The organism is Nocardia sp. GCM10030253, assembly GCF_042675075.1.
Classification (GTDB): domain Bacteria; phylum Actinomycetota; class Actinomycetes; order Mycobacteriales; family Mycobacteriaceae; genus Nocardia.
The window spans coordinates 914,215-936,151 of record NZ_JBHTDL010000004.1 but is presented as its reverse complement, the minus strand read 5'-3'; the positions used below and the strand labels follow the sequence as shown (position 1 = coordinate 936,151).

Annotated in this window: 15 protein-coding genes; 8 read left to right on the top strand and 7 right to left on the bottom strand. The window is 67.0% G+C overall.

The genetic code is table 11. From position 1 onward, the window contains the following. Window positions 1-9 precede the first annotated feature (9 nt). Window positions 10-1,734 carry a thiamine pyrophosphate-dependent enzyme gene (locus tag ACFQZZ_RS08395; protein WP_378676283.1) on the bottom strand — a complete coding sequence of 575 codons (1,725 nt, stop codon included), beginning with the start codon at window positions 1,732-1,734 and terminating at the stop codon, window positions 10-12. A gap of 290 nt (window positions 1,735-2,024) precedes the next feature. Here ACFQZZ_RS08395 and ACFQZZ_RS08390 point away from each other — a divergent pair, with 290 nt between their 5' ends. Next, window positions 2,025-3,089: a Gfo/Idh/MocA family oxidoreductase gene (locus ACFQZZ_RS08390; RefSeq protein WP_378676280.1), complete on the top strand. Its 1,065-nt coding sequence runs from the start codon at window positions 2,025-2,027 to the stop codon at window positions 3,087-3,089. A 43-nt stretch (window positions 3,090-3,132) separates the two neighbouring features. Beyond that, a complete protein-coding gene (locus tag ACFQZZ_RS08385) occupies window positions 3,133-3,936 on the top strand; it encodes a M50 family metallopeptidase (RefSeq protein ID WP_378676277.1) in 804 nt (267 codons plus the stop codon). Here ACFQZZ_RS08385 and ACFQZZ_RS08380 read toward each other — a convergent pair. Both ACFQZZ_RS08380 and ACFQZZ_RS08375 read right to left on the bottom strand, forming a co-directional pair. After that, a complete protein-coding gene (locus ACFQZZ_RS08380) occupies window positions 3,933-4,454 on the bottom strand; it encodes a gluconokinase (RefSeq protein ID WP_378676274.1) in 522 nt (173 codons plus the stop codon). The two genes, ACFQZZ_RS08385 and ACFQZZ_RS08380, sit on opposite strands and share 4 nt — an antisense overlap. Before the next feature lie 403 nt (window positions 4,455-4,857). Then, a complete protein-coding gene (locus tag ACFQZZ_RS08375; protein WP_378676272.1) occupies window positions 4,858-5,367 on the bottom strand; it encodes an RDD family protein in 510 nt (169 codons plus the stop codon). Between the two features lie 225 nt (window positions 5,368-5,592). On the opposite strand from ACFQZZ_RS08375, the gene ACFQZZ_RS08370 reads away from it, so the two are divergent. After that, window positions 5,593-6,693 (top strand): serine hydrolase domain-containing protein, encoded by a 1,101-nt coding sequence (locus ACFQZZ_RS08370; RefSeq protein WP_378676271.1) that lies wholly within the window; start codon window positions 5,593-5,595, stop codon window positions 6,691-6,693. 103 nt (window positions 6,694-6,796) lie between these two features. On the opposite strand, the gene ACFQZZ_RS08365 is transcribed toward ACFQZZ_RS08370, so the two are convergent. After that, on the bottom strand, window positions 6,797-10,816 hold the full coding sequence (locus tag ACFQZZ_RS08365; RefSeq protein ID WP_378676268.1) for a hypothetical protein: 4,020 nt from the start codon (window positions 10,814-10,816) through the stop codon (window positions 6,797-6,799). A gap of 123 nt (window positions 10,817-10,939) precedes the next feature. Beyond that, window positions 10,940-12,997, bottom strand: a complete 2,058-nt coding sequence (locus ACFQZZ_RS08360) for a CocE/NonD family hydrolase (RefSeq protein WP_378676266.1) — start codon at window positions 12,995-12,997, stop codon at window positions 10,940-10,942. A gap of 208 nt (window positions 12,998-13,205) precedes the next feature. Between ACFQZZ_RS08360 and ACFQZZ_RS08355 the strand changes: the two genes are divergently transcribed. The 3 genes from ACFQZZ_RS08355 (at window position 13,206) to ACFQZZ_RS08345 (ending at window position 17,158) form a co-directional block, all read left to right on the top strand. After that, window positions 13,206-14,090, top strand: a complete 885-nt coding sequence (locus ACFQZZ_RS08355; RefSeq protein ID WP_378676264.1) for a bile acid:sodium symporter family protein — start codon at window positions 13,206-13,208, stop codon at window positions 14,088-14,090. A 73-nt stretch (window positions 14,091-14,163) separates the two neighbouring features. Further along, the gene (locus ACFQZZ_RS08350) at window positions 14,164-15,987 is read left to right on the top strand and encodes a protein kinase (protein ID WP_378676262.1); all 1,824 of its coding nucleotides are present in this window, start codon (window positions 14,164-14,166) and stop codon (window positions 15,985-15,987) included. Window positions 15,988-16,093: 106 nt separating this feature from the next. After that, a complete protein-coding gene (locus tag ACFQZZ_RS08345) occupies window positions 16,094-17,158 on the top strand; it encodes a PQQ-dependent sugar dehydrogenase (protein ID WP_378676259.1) in 1,065 nt (354 codons plus the stop codon). A 62-nt stretch (window positions 17,159-17,220) separates the two neighbouring features. On the opposite strand, the gene ACFQZZ_RS08340 is transcribed toward ACFQZZ_RS08345, so the two are convergent. Beyond that, window positions 17,221-19,035, bottom strand: a complete 1,815-nt coding sequence (locus ACFQZZ_RS08340) for an ABC transporter ATP-binding protein (protein ID WP_378676256.1) — start codon at window positions 19,033-19,035, stop codon at window positions 17,221-17,223. 85 nt (window positions 19,036-19,120) lie between these two features. Here ACFQZZ_RS08340 and ACFQZZ_RS08335 point away from each other — a divergent pair, with 85 nt between their 5' ends. Both ACFQZZ_RS08335 and ACFQZZ_RS08330 read left to right on the top strand, forming a co-directional pair. Next, window positions 19,121-19,552 carry a MarR family winged helix-turn-helix transcriptional regulator gene (locus tag ACFQZZ_RS08335; RefSeq protein WP_378676252.1) on the top strand — a complete coding sequence of 144 codons (432 nt, stop codon included), beginning with the start codon at window positions 19,121-19,123 and terminating at the stop codon, window positions 19,550-19,552. An 83-nt stretch (window positions 19,553-19,635) separates the two neighbouring features. After that, window positions 19,636-20,535, top strand: a complete 900-nt coding sequence (locus ACFQZZ_RS08330) for a dienelactone hydrolase family protein (RefSeq protein ID WP_378676249.1) — start codon at window positions 19,636-19,638, stop codon at window positions 20,533-20,535. Window positions 20,536-20,572: 37 nt separating this feature from the next. Here the strand turns inward: ACFQZZ_RS08330 and ACFQZZ_RS08325 are convergent, their stop codons facing one another. Further along, window positions 20,573-21,877, bottom strand: a complete 1,305-nt coding sequence (locus ACFQZZ_RS08325) for a formimidoylglutamate deiminase (protein WP_378676247.1) — start codon at window positions 21,875-21,877, stop codon at window positions 20,573-20,575. Window positions 21,878-21,937: the final 60 nt, after the last annotated feature.

Here is a 21,937-nt window from a genome sequence, read left to right as displayed (position 1 = left end):
GCGTCCGCGCTAGAAAAGCCGCACATTCCCCACGGTGCTGTCGATCACCTCGTCGAGGCTGCCATTGATCGCCTGCTTGGCCATACTGAGCGCGAACCCCTCGGCCTCGCCGAAACCGACGTGCGGAGGCATGCTCAACGCGTGCGGGTCGACCACGGCGTCGAGCAGCGCAGGGCCAGGGGTGGCCAGCAGTTGTTCGACGGCGCCGCGGACGTCGGCCGGATCGTCGACACGGAGTCCGGTGATGCCCAGCGCCTTGGCGACCTTGGAGAAATCAGGGTTCTGTAAGTCGGTGCCGAAGGGCAACAGGCCCGCCTCCTCCATTTCGATGTGCACGAAATCGAGTTCGGCGTTGTCGAAGACGACCAACTTGACGGGCAGTTCGAGCGTGGCGATGGTGATCAGATCGCCGAGCAGCATGGTGATTCCGCCGTCGCCGCACAGCGCGATCACCTGCCGGGTGGGGCAGGTCAGTGCGGCGCCGATCGCGTTCGGCATGGCGTTGGCCATCGAAGCCCATGACAACGAGCCGATAATGTTGCGGCCGCGGGTTGCGGTGATGTATCTCGCCGCCCAGATGCACGGTGTTCCGGTGTCGACGGTGAAAATCGCGTCCTGCGTTGCCATCTCGTCGATGGTGGAGACCAGGTACTCGGGCCGGATAGGACTTACTCTTGGGCCGCGGGTGACGTAGTGGCTCATCCGTTTACGCCACTTCTCGGTACTGTGCACCGCACGCTCCAGATGCGCGTCATCGGTCTTTTCCGCGATGAGCGGCAGCAGTTCGCGCAACGTGTCTTTGATGTCGCCGACCAACCCCATGTCGAGATGGGTGCGCCTGCCGACCGCCGATGCCTTGGCGTCGATCTGCACCTTCTTGGGCTTCTCCGGATAGAACTCGGCGAACGGGAAGCTGGTGCCGAGCAGCAGGCACAGGTCGCAGTTGTGCATGGCCTGATACGCGCCGCCCCACCCGAGCAGCCCGGTCATCCCGACCGCGAACGGGTTGTCCCATTCCAGCCATTGCTTGCCTCGATAGGCATAGCCCACCGGCGCCCGCAGCCGGGCGGCCAGCGCGACCACCTCGTCGTGCGCCTCCCGGCAGCCGTCGCCGCCGAAAATGGTTACGGTGCCGGCGGAATCGATGAGCTCGGCCAACGCGCGCAGGTCTTCGTCGGCGGGCCGGAGCACCGGAGGACGATGCAGCACAGCCTGATACGCACCCGCCGGCGCCTTCGCGACCGCCACATCGCCGGGCAGCGCGATCACGACAGGCCCGCGCTCGCCCACCGCGGTCCGGATGGCGGTCTGCACGACCGCCCGCGTCTGCTCCGCATTCACGATCCGGCCGGTATAGCGGGAGGCCACCGCGAACGCGGTGTACGGATTGACCTCCTCCAATGCCTGGGTGTCGAGCACACTGGTCACGGTGTCGCCCGCGATGGCGATGACCGGGACGCCTTCGCGCTTGGCATCCATCAGACCATTCGGCAGATGCATGACACCGGGACCCGCCGTCCCGCAGACGCACACCGGGTCGCCGGTCAGACACGCTTCGGCAACCGCGGCGAACACACCGGCCTCCTCGTGCCGCACGTGCACGAATTCGATGCCGCCATGACGCCGCAGCGCGTCGATCGTCGGATTCAACGCGTCACCGACGATGCCGTAACACCGTTTGACACCGGCTTCGGCCAGCATCTTCCACATTACGTCCGCAACATTCATGACCATCCGAGCCTCCGATTCGACATCGACTTCTCGGCGGTGGAACGCACATGACCGCCACACGAGCTACCAATGTGACACGGATAAGCATGCAATGGCAATCAATCGGCAAACATCGGACACTGCGGCGATCTGGAGGTCAGGCTCCTCCGGCAATCTTCACAGCCGCTTCGCTCGCCTGCCATCCACGCACCGATTGCGTCGAGCCGACTCGACTGCGCGGGCACGATCTCGCCCGCCGTTCCTTCACGCGCTGCTGCGCTGCTGCCACCGGGCCGCGCGGTAGCGTCTTCCGCGTGAGCAGTATCGAGGTCGCGATCATCGGGTACGGACTGGCCGGATCGGTGTTCCACGCACCGCTGATCGCCTCCGAGCCGCGCATGCGGGTCGCGACGGTGGTCACCGGGTCCGATGAGCGAGCCGAGCAGGCGCGGCAGGAGCATCCCGGTGTGCGGGTGGTCGCGAGCGCCGACGAGCTGTTCGCTGACACCACAGGGCTCGATCTCGTCGTCATCGCGACGCCCAATCGGACTCACGCGCCGCTGGCACGGCACGCACTGGACGCGGGTCTGCCGGTGGTTGTCGACAAGCCGTTCGCGGTGAGCGTCGCCGAAGCCGAGGACCTGGTGGCGCGTGCCGAGCGGGCCGGCCTGGCATTGTCGGTCTTCCAGAACCGCCGCTGGGATGGCGACTTCCTGACCGTGCGCGAACTCGACACCGACGGTCGGCTCGGCGAAGTGCGGCGTTTCGAGTCGCGTTTCGAGCGGTGGCGGCCGGTGCCGAAGGGCGGATGGCGTGAGGTCGGCAGCGCCGAGGACGGCGCGGGCCTGCTCTTCGATCTCGGTAGCCACCTCGTCGACCAGGCATTGACGCTGTTCGGGCCGGTGCGCACGGTGTACTGCGAGCTGGACCGGCGGCGGGCGGGGATCCAGACCGACGACGACGCGTTTCTCGCGCTCACCCATGAGTCGGGCGTTCGCTCCCAGTTGTGGATGAGCGCGGTGGCACCGCAGCTCGGTCCGCGATTGCGGGTGCTCGGTTCGGAAGCGGGTTATGTCACCTATGGCTTGGACCCGCAGGAGGAAGCGCTGCGCGCGGGCCGACGGCCCGATGACGGCGAGGGACAGTGGGGCACAGTCGAACCCGAGCGATATGGGCTGCTCGGCGCGGACCCCAATACCGCGCCGTACCCGACCCTCGCAGGCAATTACCTCGCGTTCTATTCGGCGATGGCCGCTGCCCTGCTCGACGGCGCCGCCGTCCCGGTGAACCCGCGCGATGCGATCAGCACGCTGCTCATCCTGGACGCCGCACGGCGATCGGCCGCGCGCGCCGAGATCGTGAGACCCGCATTCAACTGAACTGTGACGGGCGCGACCAGGTTTCGACGGATAAGGTGCGGCGGTGAGCAGAGCGGAATTCGTCGAACGCGGTACGTCGATCGTGGATCGGCTGACAACGACGCAGATGGCGCCGCCGTGGTGGTTGGTCGTCGGGACGGGGGTGGCCGCGCTTTTTCTGGTTGGCTACGGACCGGTTTGGCGGCTGACCCGCAACGTGGTCACCATCGCACACGAGGGCGGTCACGCATTGTTCGCGCTGCTGACCGGGCGCAGGCTCAACAGCATCACACTGCATTCGGACACTTCGGGTCTGACGGTGTCGAGCGGAAAGCCCTACGGCCTCGGGATGATTCTCACCGCGATGGCCGGTTATCCGGCACCGCCGCTACTCGGCCTCGGTTTCGCGGCACTGCTGGGTGCCGAACGGATCACGCTGATGCTCTGGACCGCGATCGCCCTGCTCGCCGCGGTGCTGATCAAGGTCCGAAATATCTATGGGCTGCTGACCGTATTCGGCCTGGGCGCCATCGTCTTTGCCGTCTCCTGGTTCGGAACCGACACCCTCCAAGCGGGTTTTGCCTACCTCGGCGCCTGGTTCCTGCTGCTCGCGGGCACCAGGCCTGTGATCGAACTGCAGCGTGGCCGACGGCGGCGCTGGAACACGCCGGGTGGCGCCGACTCCGACGCCGATCAGCTCGCCCGGCTCACCCACCTGCCCGGCCTGCTGTGGGTGCTGGTGTTCGGGGCGATCGCGGTGGCGGCGCTGGTCGTCGGCGGCGGTCTGCTGCTCGTGGATGCGACGGGGATATGTATTCCCGACCTGTCCGGCGGGACCTGCCCCGCGCCCGCCTTGCCCGGCAGCTAAGCGTTAGCCTGGGTCCCCAGCGCTACTTTGGCTTCCCGCACCAGCTCCGCCGGAGCGCGGGTCGCGTCCACCATGATGCCGCGCTCGTCGGCGGACAACGGTTCCAGCGCCGCAAGCTGCGAATCGAGCAGACTCGATGGCATGAAATGACCACGCCGCGAGGCCATCCGGTGCGCAAGCTCGTCCCGCGACGCGGCGAGATGCACGAAGAACACCTCGGGCGCCGCTGCCCGCAACCGGTCCCGATAACTGTGCTGGAGCGCGGAACAGCTGACCACCCCACCACGCCCCTGCCGCCGCGCCAACCACCCCGCGACGATGTCGAGCCATGGCGCCCGATCCGCGTCCGTCAGCGGCACTCCCGCCGCCATCTTCGCGATGTTCTGCTCCGGATGAAAGTCGTCCCCCTCGGCATACTCGACATGCAAGGTCTCGGCAAGCAATCGACCCACCGTCGACTTCCCGCACCCGGAAACACCCATCACCACAACAACGGGCGCAGCGGCCTCTTCGGTCATACCGCCTCCTCAGCTGCCATCGGCAGGCCCCTTCGTCTCGCCTATCAGGGTCACACTAACCGGGCTCCTGGAACGTTGTCTTCGTCGCGGCGGACGCGGAGCCAGACCTTCGACGCTAGTGGGATTTCGTCGGCTGGACTCCCCTCCAGATGGCCCAGCCGACGAAATGCCCCACCCGCTCGTGGTCTCGGGCCCCGGAGCCGAGTGGATTCGGCGGTTCGAATCCACGTCCGAACAGTAGGAAACCCGCCACGGTGGCCGCCATGGCGACATCGCACGACTGAGCACATATAGGCAGGTGGAGGACCCGACTCGGATATTCCGGACCGGAACATCCGGGTCGGCGCTCGCAGCGTGGGGTGGCGGTATGTCATCGACGACCGTCGGGCTCTGGGTCATCGGACTAACGCGCGGAAAGCACATAGGTCTCGGCCGCTTTGTCGTGCCAACCCTGCCCGGCGAGGTCGTCGAGCAATGGTGATGCCGCGCAGAGCAATCCCCACAGTCCGCACAGCGCGCTGGGCAATACGAGGGTTGCCCATCGGGTGAATGCCGGCCCGGCGCCGACGCCTTCGCCGGGCGCGCCCGCGGTGTCGGCGCGGGCTACTCGGATGCCGAGTGCTTTCTTGCCGAATGTCGCGCCCTGCGTTGCGGTCAGGCCGACTTCGTAGGCGAAGCTGAAGGCAAGACCTAGCAAAACAGCGAGGACCAACTCCGCGATTCCGAAGCCTGAACTGTCGTCGCCCATACCGTCGTAGGGCACCGAGGCTCGGTAGATGACGGCGTCGACGATCCCGATCGGGATGCCGATGATGATCGTGTCGATGATGCGCGCGCCGAGCCGAGACCACATACCCGCGAGCTGAAACCGGCCCGCCGGTATATCGAGGTATGCGGAATTGGGCGTGCTCATCTGTTCTCCCCGTCTGTCGTCGGCACCGACCGCTGCGGTGAAAACGCTAGCGAGACAGGCGTGGCCGGTGTCCCGCTCAGCACCACCGAACGTCGGGAAACCAATGGTCACAGCAGTGGAACCGGATTCCGGACCGGAATCCGCTCGCGACGGAGGGACCCACGCGTAATCGCTGTCGTCCTGGCTGCGGTAGTTTCCGCACCGAATTCTTTTGGAGGGGAACTCGTGATCACGTCCGTCCGAGCCGCGCTCATCGCCGCGCTCTTCATGATGGCGATGACCGGCACGGCCGGGGCCGACGAGCCGGCAACGCCCGCCGAGATCTTGCGAACCGGCGCCGAAGCCGCTGTCGCGCACGGCTTTCCCGGTGTCATCGGCCTGGTCCGTCGCGGCTCCGAAACCCAGTACGTGCATGCGGGCTACGGCGATCTGGCGACCAGGGCCGCTGCCGACCCGGCCGCACAGTTCCGGATCGGCAGCTTCACCAAGGCATTCGTGGCAGTGGTGGTGCTGCAGTTGGAAACCGAACGTCGACTGACCCTCGACGACCCGCTGGATCGGTGGATCCCGGGTGCGGTCCCCGGCGGCACCGCCATCACCCTCCGCCAGGTGCTCGACCACACCTCCGGGCTCGCGGAGTACACGAGCGACCCACGAGTCGCACTGCCCTACCTGGCCAACACCGACCCACGACAACCGTGGGATCCACAGGAATTGGTGAACATCGCGACGTCATTGCCGCGAGGCGGCGCACCGGGTGAGCGGTTCTCCTACGCCAACACCAACTATTTGCTCGCCGGGATGGTCATCACGGCAGTCACCGGCAACCACCCCGCCGTCGAAGTGCGCACCCGCATCATCGAGCCATTGCACCTGCGCGACACCACATTCCCCACCACCGATCCCACATTGCGCGGCAACTGGCTGCACGGCTACACCTGGCAGCGCGACGTGTCGTTCTCCAATCCTCAGGTGTACGGTGCGGCAGGCGCGATGGTGTCGACATTGGACGACTTCGCGACGTTTGCCAGGGCCCTGCATTCCGGGCAGCTCCTCGCCCCGGCACAGCAGCGGGAACTGACCACGACCATGCCGATGGACGGCAGCGTCGGCAGCTACGTACTAGGAGCCTTCCGCGCACAGACCCCGTGCGGCGGCACGTGGGTCTACGTCGGTCTGGTTCTCGGCTACGCGGCCCAGATGATGATGAGCGACGACGGCAGCCGACAGGTGGTCGCCGCCGCGAACGAATACCACCTGCTCGTGGAGACGCCCGGCAACTACGACCTCGGCGACGCCATCATCAGGGCCTACTGCGCGCGGTGATCGACAGGGCGCACGCGAGAGTTGCTCGCGTCGATGTGACAGAACAGCTTTCCGCCCTCGAACGACCGCAGCGCGAACTGTTACCGAATCACCGGCCGCGCAATCACTCCCCGCAGGGCGGACGATAGGCGATCTGAGGCAGCCTCGCCTGCCATACCTCGCGGGTCAGCACGGTACGGGTGACATCGCAGATCCGCGCGATTGCGTGCTCGACATCGAGATCCCACATGCTCATGACGCCGTTGCCGGTGCCGATCAGATACCGGCCCGCCGGGTCGAAGGCCAGTTGCCAGCTCGTCGTGCTCGGCAATGTGATGGAGTTTCCGATCGGTTTCGCACGCGCACGGTCGGTGATATCCCAGAGTCGCACCGTGGAATCCGCACTCGCGGTGGCCATCAGGAGGCCGTCGGGACTGAAATCGATCGATTGGATATTCAAGCCGTGGGTGGCTATGGATTCGCCTAGCGGGCGAACATTCGAGGGCACGGTGATATCCCAGGCTTGCAGCGTATCCGCGGCCAAACTCACCAGGGTTTTCCCGTCGGGGTTCATGCCGAACCAACTGATCGGCTTCGACGGCTCGCTCGTAATTCGGCTGACCTCACGCGGTTCGGCGGGATTCGACAGGTCCCATAGCTTTATCGCATAGAGCTTTTCACCGGCAGCGTCCAGTTCGGGTCCCATCGTCGCCACCACGCCGTCGTGCATTCCGGCTACCGCGATCGCGCCCGAAGGCGCCGAGGCGGCCGGTACCGGTCCGCTGAGTCGTGCCGGTCGTACGGGATCGGATATGTCCCAGATTTGGAAGCTCCACGGTGCCTTGTCGGACAGGGTCCACAAGTACCGCGATGAGGGGCTCAACCACCCGGCGAAGACATTGGGAATTTCGATCAGTGTCCGAACATGCGTGGGATCACTTACCTCGAGGAGTCGTAGCCGCGGGGGCGATCCCGAGGTGGTGGCAACCAGACGACCATCACGGCCGATGGACGACCCGGCACCGAACTCGTGGAACGGCCCGGGTCCGAGATTGGCCAACTGCCGCACGCTCGCGCGATCACGCAGGTCCCAGAGGGTCGCGTCGCCGTCGATCGCACCTGTCACCATGCTGCCCGAGGTGCTGAACGCAGGCCCCAGCACCGACCAACCGAGCCGACCGCCGATGACGGCAGGCGGCAACGACCACAGTCGCACCACGCCACGCGTACCCGCGGCTGCCACCGTATGACCATCGGCACTGAACACCAGCGAATTCTGCTCGTCCTGGCAGACCGGCGTCAGGCTCACTTCCGGACAGGGCGCGGACGCCGCCAACAGCTGTTCACCCAGCCGCGTCGGGTGCGCCCTATCGGCGATATTCCATACCGTTACCCCGGCGCGGTCGCCGGTGGCCATGGCGTCACCGTCCGGGCTGAACGCCACCGACCCCAGGGCTGACTTGGCGGCGACCAAGACGCTGCTGAGTGCATATGGCCGCAGCGGATCAGCCAGGCTCCACAGCGCCACCGTGGCATCTCCGATGCCCGCCGACAGGAATGAGCTTTCGCCGGTGCCGATCGCCAGCGTCGCGCCGTCCGGGCTGACAGCGATCGCGCGAATAGGTCGCGCCGCCACCGTGATCGACGGACCGAGTGGCTCCGGCGAGGCCGGGTCGGCGACAGTCCAGAGCTGAACCGAGTTGTCATCGGCGATGGCCATCCAGTTGCCTCGCGGGTTGAAGACCATCGACCGGATCGGCCCGCCGATCGGTCGCGAGGCGCCGACTGGTAGCGGCTGGTTTCGCAGACGCCCCTGACTGTGAAGATCCCACAGCGTCACGGTGCGGTTGTCGTTGGCCGCGGCCAATATTCGTCCATCAGGACTGAAGACCACCGCGGTCACCTGGCTGCCGCCGTCGGGCAGAAGCGATTCCGACGCCACCGGATGCTCCGGATTCTCGACGTTCCACAGCCGTATCGAACTACCGCATGCCGCGGCCAGCACCGCCCCGTCAGGACTGAATGCGACAGAGGTCGCGGGATCGGGACACCGGAGCGGAGCGCCCAGCTGGCGCGGATTCGCCGAATCCGCGACATCCCAGAGACGAATGGTGCGGTCGATGCCCGCGGAGGCCAGCACTCGGCCACCGGGGTGATACGCGATCTGGCCGATCGCCCCAGTGTGCCCGGTGAGAGGTGTTGCCAACGGCAGGTTCTGGGTGCTCAGCAGGCGCGAATTCACTACCTGGTCATCGGGCCGGATCCGGTGCGCGACCAGGTCGAGTTGGGCCGATAGCGAGGGGTCGGTGCTGCGGAGGCCTTCGGAAGCCGTGAGCACCGCGGACAGCATCGCGTTGTCGCGCTGCTCGGAGGTCAATCTGCCCTGTGCGTAGGCCGCGATGGCAAGCACGAGTACACCGACTCCGAGCAGTGCCAAGCCGGTTCGGGTCGCGGCCGCCCAGCGGCGCGACCGACGCTTGGAAGACTGCGCCGCCGCGAGGAATTCGGCCACTACCTCGGTGCTGTCGAGTCGGCCCGCCGCCTCCTTTGCCGTCGTCAGCCGGGTGCCGCGGTACAGCAGAGCGGGGTCGCTCCCCGACGCGGCCCAGTCCACCGCGTCGGATTCCAGTCGCTGCCGAATCAGGTAGCCGACCCGATCCTCGTCGATCCAGGCACGCAATCGTGGCCATGCCCCGAGCACGATCTCGTGGGTGAAGTAGGCACTGTCGGAATCCGAGGTGACCAGCCTGGCCAGGACCAATGTCTCCAGCACGGCCGCGGCGGCCTCGGAATCCACAGCCCGCGTGATCAATTCGGCGCGGTCCGCGCGACGTCGGGTGTCGTGGCCCTCAGATCCCACGCTGACCAGGCTCAGCAGCAGCGGTTTCGCCTCGATCCGCTGGGACACGGTCAGCTCGTCCCACGCCCGCTCGGCGGTCGCGGCCACCGAGCCGGTCACGCCGCCAGCTTTGCGGTATCCGGCCACGGTCAGCCGCAGGCGTTCTCGATGTTGCCAGGTCGCGGCCATGACATGCGATAGCAGTGGCAGCGCGCCGGGATCGTATCGGCGCCGATCCGGATGATCGCCCAATCCACACAGCTCGGTGATGACCAATTCCACCAGCCCGGACTCGAGTTCGAGGCCCGCCGCTCGGGCCGGGCCGGTGATCGCCTCGGACAACTCCCCGAGGCGCATCGGGCCGAGCACGTAGTCGCGGTTCTTCAGGGCATCCTCGAGGACCGGGTAGTCGAGACACGGCGCGTAGAAGTCGGCGCGGATAGCCAGCACGACTATGCCCCAGCGATTCTCGTGTGGCCCGGCGATGTCCGCCAACGCAGCGAGGAAGGCGTCCCGCTCACCGTCGTCGTGGCACGCGGTGAACAGTTCCTCGAATTGATCCACGATCAACAATCCACGCCGGCCCACCGCCCAGTCGGCCACCGGGTCACCCAACGCCTCGGTCAATGCCTCGAGCGGCCGCGCGCCCGGCGTGAGGGTCGCCACCACGCAATCGCCGCTCTGCGCAAGGACAGCGGGGATCAGGCCCGCGTGCAGCAGCGATGACTTCCCGGCGCCCGAGGCGCCGACCAGTGCGACCATGCCGCCACCGTCCGCCGCGCTCTGCCGCGCATCGATCGACCCCTTGCCGTCGATCGGACCGAGCACCAGTTCGGCCAATTCGGCGGTCGCGCCGGCACGGCCGAAGAACTGGTCGGCATCGGTACGGCCATAGGAGGCAAGGCCGCGGTAGGGGCAGACGGTATTCGCGTCGTCGGACTCGGGTCGCCAGGAGTCCGCCGCCTTCCACAGCCGCTGCCACTCCTGCAGGTCGACCAGTGCGCCGGACACCGGATCGGCCGACTTCTTGGTCAGGTCGACGAGCGTCAGCAATACCGGTACCAGCGGCTCGAACTGCGCGGGCACATTCTTGCCCGACCGCCAGTCACTGATGCGCTGCAACGACGCCGTGCTCCCCCGAGCCTGGCCACGCGCCGCCTTCATGCGCGCCTGCGCCGCGGCCGCCACCTGGCGCAAGGTCGGATTGCCCGCCGCGTCGAACAGCTCGACGAGCCGTCGCGCAAAGATCGTCCTCGGCGATCCACCGGTACGAAATTGCTCTGCCGATTCGACCGCGCTCGCCACCCGCCAATCATGCCCAGGCGTGTGGGATTCGATCAAACGCCTCGGCGACCACCGCCGGTGCCGCCGCGGGCTACGCGAGCACCTCGAACTGATTGCCGCGCAGGTGATGTCGCAGCTGTAGCGTCAGTCGACGGGACGGTTGGTCGGCAGGTTCACGAAGCTCGGCGCGGCCGGGTCGAGCCGCAGGTGCTGGGGCTTCATTTTCGTGTTGTTGAGCAGGGGCCGGAAAGCCAGTGCCTTGGGCGAGTTCCCGGCGAAGACGTCGACGCGCAGGCGGTGCCCTGGCTGCAGCACGGCCTGGGTGGGTATGACGGCGATATCCAGTGTCGTCGGCTTGCCCGGCACGACCGGGCGCAAGCTGTCGATGGTGATCGGGTTGTAGGGGGCGGTGTAGTCACCGTTGGCCGAACGGACGCTCTTGGACTCGTCGACCGTGCGCATCGAGGAGGTGAGCTGGCCGGTGCTCAGCACGATCGAGGCGCCTTCGGGCGTGACGTCGTTGACGGTGACGCTCCAATAGCCGTCGGATGCGTCGTGAATCGTGTTGAGGTGCACGTTGATCGGGCCGGAGATCACCGTCGGCTCGGTGACCTCGGCGCTGGTGAAGGTGAGCCCGTTGCGTTCGGCGATGCGGGAGTCCTTGGCGCAGACGTCGAGTACCGCGGTTATTCCGGCCGAGCCCTGGGCGGTGTCGCGCGAGCAGATGGTGGTGAGTCCGGGCGCCACCGTCAATGTTGCCTGGTCTGTCGGCTTCACATTCGTCAGCGATCCGTCGTGCAGGCTGTCGTCGGTGCTGCCGCTCGGTGCGGCGGAGAGGTAGACGCGGCGGTGATTGACCTCGTGCTGCGGGAACTGCGCCATGGTGATCCACCCGCCACCCTGCTCCCAGAGGTTGATCGGGCCGAAATCGCTGATCCCGTTGTCGATGCCCTTGAGCCACTTGTCGAACCACACTCGCTGCATCACATCCAGTCGCGGCGGGGCCACACCGTAGCCGGTTCCCGCCCCCGGGTTCGCGTGATAAGTGTCGCCGACGACGAGCTGTTTCTTTCCAGGGGGCAACGGGATGGCGTTGTAGAGCTTGGTCGCGCTGTTGGCGAAGATGTCGTGCCAGCCGCCGTACACGAAGGTGGGCACCGTAATTCGCTCCGGACGTCCCAGAATGCCTTGACGGAAGGGGCTTTCGGCATCCAGCGCGGCCTGCAGTGCGGGCGGGATGTCGTCAAGCGAAGGCGTGAGCAGTGCCTGGGCCAGCAGATCCACATTGGTACTCGGGTCGGCCATGCGTTCGTGGAACCACTTCCAGTCGAAGGTGCCGTTGAACATCGACTGTATGTCCGGTAGCAGTTTCAGCTGGTTCACGTTGCTGAGCCACAGCGGCAGGAAGGTGGTGCCGACACCGCCGCCCGGCGCGACGACATCGCGCATCAGGTCACTGCCCGGCTCGACCGGAAAGATGGCCTTCAGTGCGGACGGCGCGTTTTCGGCCGCACGCAACTGGTTGATACCGGCGTAGGAACCGCCGCTCATCGCGATATCGCCGTTCGACCATGGCTGAGCCGCCGCCCAGTTGATCACCTCGTGGGTGTCCAACTGCTCACGCACGCCGAGTGTCTCCCAGCTGCCCTGCGAAAAGCCGGTGCCACGCACATCCGCGACCACGAGGTTGTATCCGCTGCGGATCAGGTTGTCGTCGATGCCGAGAACGGTCCTGACCGTGCCGCCGTCGAGTAAGTGCAGCAGGTCACCGAATCCGCTGATCGGCGTGCCGGACAGATTGGTGCGCCGGGCAAGCTCCATGGCCAGCGGCTGGAGGCCCGGGATGGACAGCGCGGAATTGACCAGGTTCGTCAAGAGTTTGGTGTACGGGGTGAGGTTCACGATCGTCGGCAGGGGTTGTTCGACGATCGATCCGGAGCCGTCGACCGGCCGATACACGTTGGCCTTCAGCACGACTCCGTCGCTCATCTGGATCGGGACATCCCAGTCGATGTGGATCTCCGGGTATTGCTGCGGACCGTCGTGTAGCGCGGTCCACTTCTCGGTGTGCGTGTTGCCGGTCGATTCCTGCGACGCGGCGGTCCCGGCGGCACCGACGATCATCGTCGCCGCCGCACCGGCCGCCATCGCCAATCGGAACGTGCGGACAAACAGCCGCGTCATTTCACGCCCCGACAACATGACCCTCCTCGACCGATACGCGGTACGTCCGACAGATCAACACATGAGTGCGAGCCGACCCTAGCAACCGATTGGCGAATATTCGGTTAGGCACGGTCCGGTCGGTTCGTCGCATTTCGCGCGTAGCAGCACCCCCGGCCGACTCGCTTCCTGCTGCCCGAGTCGATAACGTCGACACCCGATCAAGTCCGGCAACGAGGAGATCCGAATGGGTTCAACGATTTTCGCGGTATTCTTGCCACTTGCCCTGGCACTGGTGATGTTCGGTCTCGGCCTGACCTTGACCGTCGACGACTTCGCCCGCGTCCTGCGCTATCCCAAGGCCGCCGTCATCGCCCTGGTGTGTCAGATGGTGCTGCTCCCCGCGATCTGCCTCGGCCTTGTCTATCTGTTCCGGCTCGAGGGCGCCCTGGCAGTCGGAATGATGCTGCTCGTCGCCGCGCCCGGCGGCCCGTCGGCCAATCTGTTCAGTCATATCGCAGGTGGCAATGTGGCCTTGAACATCACGCTCACCGCGATCAACTCGGTCCTCGCGGTATTCACCCTGCCGCTGGTTGTCTCGTTGGCGTACACGCTGTTCATGGAGCAGGACGCGGCCATCGGGCTGCGCCCGGACAAGTTCGTCCAGGTCTTCGCGATCGTGCTCGTCCCGGCCGCGATCGGCATGTGGGTGCATCGTCGCTTCACCGCGTGGGCCGACCGGATGCGCAAGAACGTCAAGATCGTGTCTGCCGTCGTGCTGCTGCTCGTCGTCGTCGCCGCGGTGGGCCGCGAATTCGACACCCTGACCGAGAACATCGGCAAGCTCGCCACGATCAGTCTCGTGCTATCGACGCTGAGCTTCGTCATCGGCTACACGGTGCCGCGGCTCTTCCTGGTCGACGCCGATCAGGCGATTGCCTCGGCCATGGAAATCGGCATCCACAACGGCGCGCTCGCCATCGCCGTCGCTTCGACGGTCCTGCACAACAGTGCGATGGCGGTACCGCCCGCCGTGTACGGCGTGCTCATGAACATCCCCGCCGCGATCGCGGCGTATCTGCTGGCCCGACGTGTTCGCGGCGCCCGACCGGCAGAGCTCGCGTCGACGTGAGCGGACACCCCGGTCGGCAGGTGGGTAGCCTTTCGGGAGTTCGAATTCGATCCGAAGGGAAACCAACGTCGCGATGCGACCGCTTGACATGGACGATCCGACGCGGATCGGGGACTACCGGTTACTTGGCTTGCTCGGCTCGGGCGGCATGGGCCGGGTGTACCTCGGACGCAGTTCGGGGGGCCGCACGGTCGCGGTGAAGGTCATCCGACCGGATCTCATCGGTGACACGCAATTCCGTGAACGCTTCCGACGCGAGGTCACCGCGGCACGGCGCGTCGGTGGGCAGTTCACCGCAGCGGTACTCGACGCGGATGTCGACGCCGATCCGCCGTGGCTGGCAACGGGTTATGTGGCCGGATTCTCACTGACCGAGGCCGTCGAGCAGTTCGGCACGTTCACCGAAAACCCGCTGCTTGTGCTCGCGCACGGACTGGCCGAAGCGTTGATCGCGGTACATGAGGCCGGGGTGGTGCACCGCGACCTCAAGCCGTCCAATGTGCTACTCGCCATCGACGGCCCCAAGGTGATCGACTTCGGCATTGCCCGTGCCGTCGAGGACAGCGCGCTCACGACTACCGGCAGTGTGATCGGCTCACCGAGTTTCATGTGCCCGGAGCAGGTGCTCGGCACACCGGTCGGTCCGGCAGGCGACGTCTTCGCGCTCGGCGGTGTTCTCGTGTTCGCGGCAACCGGGCACGGGCCTTTCGGTGTCGGCGAGACAGTGCAGATGCTGTTTCGCGTGGTGTACGAAGAACCGCAGCTCGACGGCGTGCCCCAGCGGCTGCGCCCATTGATCGCCGCCTGCCTGGCCAAGGATGAGGCCGCGCGCCCGACACCGCAGCAGCTGCATGCCGCACTGCTCGACCTCGGCGTGCCCGAACGCGCGGGCTGGCTGCCCGCACCGGTGCTCGAGGAGGTGAGCAGGCGAGCGGTGCAGCTGCTCGACCTGGACTCCGGCCCGGTCCGGGTGCCGGACGCACTGCGCGGGCAGGTTCCGGATCCGTCGCGGTCCGCTCCGACGGTCTCCCGACCCGCGCTGAATTATTCGCCTCCTTTCCAGTCGGGGCCGCAAGGCGCACCGCCGTACGGGAACCGGCCGACGGATCAGACCTGGCAGCAAGGCGCACCGTCCTATGGGACCGGGATGCCACCGATGGATCGGACCAGGGGCACCCAGTCCTACCGGACCGGGCCGGACTGGCCCGGGCAGCAGGGCGCACCCCAGCAGTGGACCGAGCCGCTGCCCACGGACCGACCCGGACCGCAGCCCATGCCGGTCCATGGAGCGCAATCCTCGGCACGTCCCGACACGGCACAGTCGACCCGCAAGTCCGGCGGCCGTCGCGGCGCGCTGATCGCCGGTGTCCTGGTGGCGGCGGTCGCGGTCGCGGGCGGCGCGTTCGTCATCGGCGGACAGCTGAAGGATGAATCGCCAGGAACGTCCGCAACTACCGGTACCTCGGTGGTCGCCAGCACCACAGCGCCCGCGTCATCGGTCCAGGAAACCTCGACCTCAGCGCCTTCCAGCACCACGTCGGCTACCGCCGCGGGCAGCGTGCCCGCAGGGTTTGTCGGTCATTGGACCGGGGTCGCCAGGGACATCCTCGTTTCGTTCGATATCGACCTGACCATCGAGGAAGGGCAGATCGGCGAAGAAATAGCCAAGTCGTCGAACACCGGCTCGGTATCGCGCCAGAAGTGCTCCCGCGTCGAACGGTTGAAAACCGTGGCCTCTACCGAAATAACCTTGGTGGCAAGGCTTGTCGAAAGTCCGGCCGACTGCATGGACAATGGCTCGGTGTCGACGGTCACGCTGCAACCGGACGGGTCGCTGTCCTACAGCATGCCGGGACTGCTCGGCCCGATCACCGGGGTGCTGCGCAAGAGCGGCTGACGGCACGGCCGACCTCGTGCAACCCTGGTTCATGGCGATCCGACGAACGCACCTTTCCACCCTGATGCCCGCCCCACGCGCGCGTCGGAGGCTGGGTGTCGTTGCCATGGCGGTTCTGGTCACGGGTGCGGTATCGGCCTGCGACCACAGTTCCGAACCAGAGCGGTCCGCGGGCACCGCCACCACGGTTGCGAGCAGCAGCACGGCGGGGGTGCCCGATCTGGGCGCTGGGGAAGAAATCGCTCGCGGCATCGAAGTCCCCTGGGGGCTGGCGTTTCTGCCCGATGGTGACGCTCTGGTCGCGGAGCGCGACAGCGGCCGGGTGCTGCGCGTGTCCCCCGGGCGCGCGCCGGAGCAGGTCTATGCGGTCTCTGGCGTCGTCGCGCGCGGCGAAGGCGGCCTGCTCGGGTTGGCTGTCTCGCCGCGCTATCACGAAAACGGTTACGTGTACGCGTATTTCACCGCCGCGCAGGACAATCGGATCGTGCGGTTCCGGCTCGACGGCACGCCGGAGGTGATCTTCGACGGAATAGCGAAGGCCGGAAACCACAATGGTGGCCGGCTCGCGTTCGGTCCGGACGGCATGCTGTACGTCGGCACCGGCGACGCGGGTCAGGCCGCGCGATCGCAGGATCCCGCGAACCCCAATGGCAAGATCCTGCGGCTGACACCCGACGGCGACCCGGCACCAGGGAATCCGACGTCAGGCTCGCCGATATACAGCCTCGGCCATCGCAACGTGCAGGGCCTGGCCTGGGATCGCGCGGGCAGGCTCTTCGCCGCCGAATTCGGGCAGAACGCCTTCGACGAAATCAATCTGATCGAGCCGGGCCGCAATTACGGCTGGCCCCAGGTCGAGGGCATGGGCGGCGCCGACCGCGGATATACCGAACCGCTGCTGGTCTGGGCACCGTCGGCCGCATCGCCCTCGGGTATCGCCATCGCCGCCGACACCCTCTACGTCGCTGCGCTACGCGGCGAAAGGCTATGGACTGCCACACTTCACGACGGCAGGCCGAGCGAACCGGTGGCACGACTCGAGGACCACGGCCGGTTGCGCACGGTCGAGATCGCACCGGACGGCGCGTTGTGGCTCACCACGTCCAACACCGACGGGCGCGGCGAACCACGCGCGGGCGATGACCGGATCATCCGCTTCCCCGCGCGTTGAACCGAGACGCGCCGCGACAGTCGGCCGGTGGTTCGGAGTTTCGTTCGCCACCGACGCCTCGGTCATAGCGCCTTGTCGAAAACTACTGGTGTACTCAGCAATTCGAGTTCGGCCAGGTCCTGTTCGGTGTCGAACGTGGTGTCGCGGGCGAGGAGCTCGGCGTATCGGCCGTTCGATTCCACCAACTGTCGGTGTGTTCCGCGTTCGGCGATCCGGCCGCGCTCGAGGACCACGATCTGGTCCGCGTCCCGAATGGTGGAGAGGCGGTGGGCGATGGTGATGGTCGTACGGCCCGCCGACAGGGCGTCGATGGCGGCCTGGACGTCGCGTTCGGTTCGGGTGTCCAGCGCGCTCGTCGCCTCGTCCAACACCAGGATCGGCGGATTGCGCAGGATGACCCTCGCGACCGAGAGGCGCTGTTTCTCGCCGCCGGAGAACCGGTAGCCGCGCTCGCCGACCATCGTGTCGTATCCGTCCGGCAGGCTCGAGATGTGGTCATGGATCTGCGCGGCCCGCGCGGCGGCGTGCAATTCCTCGTCCGTGGCATCGGGTTTGGCGAAACGCAGGTTGTCGGCGACCGACGCGTGGAACAGGTAGGTCTCCTGAGACACCACGCCGACGGCACCGGCGAGATCGGCGAAAGACAGGTCCCGCACATCTGTTCCATCGATCGTGACCCGACCCGAGGTCGCATCGTATAGGCGTGCGACGAGATACCCGAGAGTGGTCTTGCCGGAACCCGTCTCGCCGACAACGGCCGTGCGAGTCCCCACGGGCACGGTGATATCGATGTCGCTCAACACATTCCGAGTGCCGGACCCATAGGAGAAACCGACCTGTTCGAATCGGACCTCACCCACGGCCTTCGGCAGTGGCAGCGGTCGTTGCGGCTCCTCGATGTCGGGCTTCAGGTCCAGGTACTCGAAGATTCGGCCGAACAATGCCATCGAGCTCTGCACCTCGACACCGGTGTACAGCAGTTGCACCATCGGCCGCAGCAGACTGCTCTGCAAGGTGGTGAAGGCGACCAGCGTGCCGATCGACACCAGTGGATGCCCGGCGGCGACGGTCAGTCCTGCGGCCCAGTAGACGACGGCGGGCATCGCCGACATGACGATCTGGATGGTCGACTGCCGCCAGCGACCGGCCATGCCGGAGCGAATCTCCAGGTCGACAAGTCCGCGCGATTCCTTCGCGAAGTTGTCGATCAGCGCGGGCGAGCGGCCCATCGTGCGTCCGAGCAGGATCCCGCTCACCGAGAGCGATTCCTCGACGATCGCCGACATGCCCGCCAGCTTCTGCTGCCGCTGAGCGGTGATCTTCCTGCGCTCGTTGCCGACGCGGCGACTCACCCAGACGAAGAACGGCAGCATGATCAGCGACACCGCGGTCAGGCGCCAGTCGAGGGCGAGCATCGCGATGATCGAGGCGACGACGGTGGTGAAGTTGGAGACCAGGGAGGTCGCGGTCGAAGTGACCGTCGACTGCATGCCGCCGATGTCATTGGCGATCCTGGACTGCACCTCGCCGGTGCGGGTTGCGGTGAAGAAGGACAGCGGCATGCGCTGCAGCCGGGCGTACACCGCGGACCGCAGGTCATGCATGACATTCTGTCCGACCGCGGTCGAGATGTAGGTCTGAAGCACGCCGAGGACACTGGTCGACGCCGCTACCGCGACCATGCCGACAGCAAGGACGGTCAGCAGGCCGGTGCGACCGTTCGGGAGTGCGACATCGAGGACGCCGCGCAGCATGAACGGGGAGGCGAGCGAGACGACCGACGACAGGCCGACCAGCGCGGCCACCAGAGCAAGGCGGGCCCGATAGGGCCGGAAAAGCCGGACGATCCGGCCGAGTTGAGCGGGTGGGGGCTGCATAGGCGCCTCCTTTCACGGAAAACTACCCATAGAACTGAGTATGACTCACAATTATTCCACTGAATAATGAGCTATGCTCAGCTTTGTGGATACCGCTCCCGAGAGTGACCTGCCCGAGCTGTTCCTGCGAGCCGCCAAGCGGATCCGCCGCAACCAGGCGGCCCGCCTCGCGCCACTCGGCCTGACTCCCGCCCAAGCTCGCGCGCTGCGCATCATCGCCCGCCACAGCGAGCCGCTTCGCATGGCCGCACTCGCCGAACGGCTCGACATCGTCCCCCGCTCCGCCACCACGGTTGTCGACGCCCTCGAGTCCGCGGGCCTGGTCGGCCGCGCCCACGACCCGTCCAACCGCCGCTCCACCTTGGTCACCCTCACCGACGCGGGCCGCGCCGCCCTGTCCCAAATGTCCGCCGCCCGCCGACAGGCCGCAGAAGAACTGTTCTCCGCACTCTCCCCCGACGAGCGCGAAACACTGCGCCACCTGCTGGCCGCCCTCGACGCAGGCGACCGCTGCTAGCGGATGCCTGCCCTCTGCGCGACCGTTCGCACGATCGCAGAAAGGCGCACCGGCATTCGGTTTTCGGTCTTAGGCTGGGGTTCATGACGCCGCTGCAGCGCTACATCGTCGAAGAAATCGCTGCCGACCATGCCGACGGGTTATTGACCCGGCGTGAGGCGCTGCGCCGTCTCGGACTGCTCGGAGTAGGTACGACGACGGCGGCCGCGTTGCTCGCAGCCTGTTCGAGCGATGGACAGACTGCGAATCCGGTGACATCGGCAACCGGTTCGGCGGCGCCGCCGCCGGGGATGAGTACCGCGGTGCTCACCACGCCGGTGACCTTCCCCGGCCCCGACGGTCGCGAGTTGCGGGGCGCGTGGGCAGCGGCGGCACAGCCGCGTGGCGCGGTACTCGTCATCCACGAGAACAAGGGGCTCACCGACCACATCCGTTCGGTGGCAGGACGATTCGCGGGCGTCGGGTACTCCGCGCTCGCCGTCGACCTGCTCTCCGAATCGGGCGGCACCGGCGTCTTCACCGACCCGGCCGCCGCCACCGCCGCGCTCAGCAAGATCCCGCAGGACAAGCTCGTCGCCGACCTGCGGGCCGGGATCGACGAACTCGAGCGGCGGGCGCCCGGTCAGCAGGTGGGTGCCACCGGATTCTGCTTCGGCGGCGGCCTGGTGTGGCTGCTGCTGACGTCCGGCACACCGAAGCTGGCCGCAGCCACCCCGTTCTACGGCCCCTTCCCGGACAACGGCGACGTCTCCGGTTCGAAGGCCGCGGTGCTGGCCGTCTACGCGGCACAGGACGCCCGAATCGACGCGTCGCGGCCCGGCGCGGAAGCGGCGCTGCAACACGCGCGCCTACCGTATGAGGTGTTCGTGGCTCCGGATGCCGACCACGCGTTCTTCAACGACACCGGACCGAGGTACAACCCGACCGCGGCGGACGAGGCCTGGCGGCGGACGGTGGACTGGTACCGGGCCTGGCTGGGCTGAGCAGACGTCGCGACGGCCGGGTACATCCCGGCGGTGATCACGCTCGGAACAATGCCTGAATCTCGTCTCGCAGGAGAGTTTCGGGAGACTCCAACCGCACATGCCGGTGCTCGGCGACAACGGCTTTGCCCGCTACCAGAACCTCGCGGATATCGCCGGCGGTGGCGGCGAACAGCGCGGCGGCCGGGTCGGTGCCCGCGGTGCGGACCGAGTCGAGGTCGACAGTCACCAGATCCGCTGCCGCGCCCGCTTCGATCCGGCCCACCTCGGGCCAGCCGATCGACGCGTGGTCTGTTGCCGCACTGTACAACTGCGCAAGATCGAAGCGCCCGCGCGAGCGGCTGGCCAGCCGCTCGTTCAATTCGAGCGCCCGCCATTCCTCGAAGGCGTCCACCACCGCATGGCTATCGCTGCCGAGGCACAGTCGCACCCCGGCGTCGGCAAGCGCGCGACCGGGGCCGATGCCGTCACCGAGATCGCGTTCGGTGGTCGGGCAGACACACACGCCCGCGCGCATTCCGGCGAGCAGCCGAATGTCCGCGGCGGTCACATGTGTCGCGTGCACGGCGATCGTCCGAGGTCCGAGCATCCCGGTCTCCGCAAGCAACGCGGTCGGCGTGCGGCCGTGCGCGGCCAGACAATCGCGATTCTCCGCGGGCTGTTCGGACAGGTGGACATGCACCGGCCTGCCGTCGGCCTGTTGCGCGACCACCCGCAGCGCCCCCGGCGGCACCGCCCGCACCGAGTGCGCGGCCACCCCCGTTCGCGCGAGGTCCGACTTCGGTGTGAATGCGGCGGCGCGTTCGGCCCACGCACCCACATCGCCGTCGCTGAACCGCCGCTGATGCTCGTCGAGCTGCCAGCCGAATCCGCCCGACAGATAACAGGTGTCGAGCAGCGTGAGCCTGATCCCGGCGTCCTCGGCGGCGGCGGCCAACGCCGCGCTCATCGCGTTCGGATCGTCGTAGGGCACGCCACCGGGGCCATGGTGCAGATAGTGGAACTCGCCGACACTCGTGTACCCCGCCAGCACCATCTCGGCGTACACCCCGCGCGCCAGCCGGTAATACGAGTCGGGATCCAACCGGGCGGCAACGGCATACATCCGTTCCCGCCACGTCCAGAACGTGCCGCGATCATGGTGGGTGCGCCCACGCAACACCCGATGAAAGGCGTGCGAGTGCGCGTTGGCGAACCCAGGCACGGTCAACCCCGCCAGCACTTTTCCCGACCGCGCGGCGCCGACCACCACCGATCCGATCATCTCCCCGTCGACATCGATCGACACCGACTCGGCGAGACCATCCGGCAACCAGGCATACTCGGCCCAATACACGCTCATCCGACCGCCTCCTCTCGCCGCCGGAGGGCGGGTGGCTCCCCCGCCACGGCGAAATCGTCT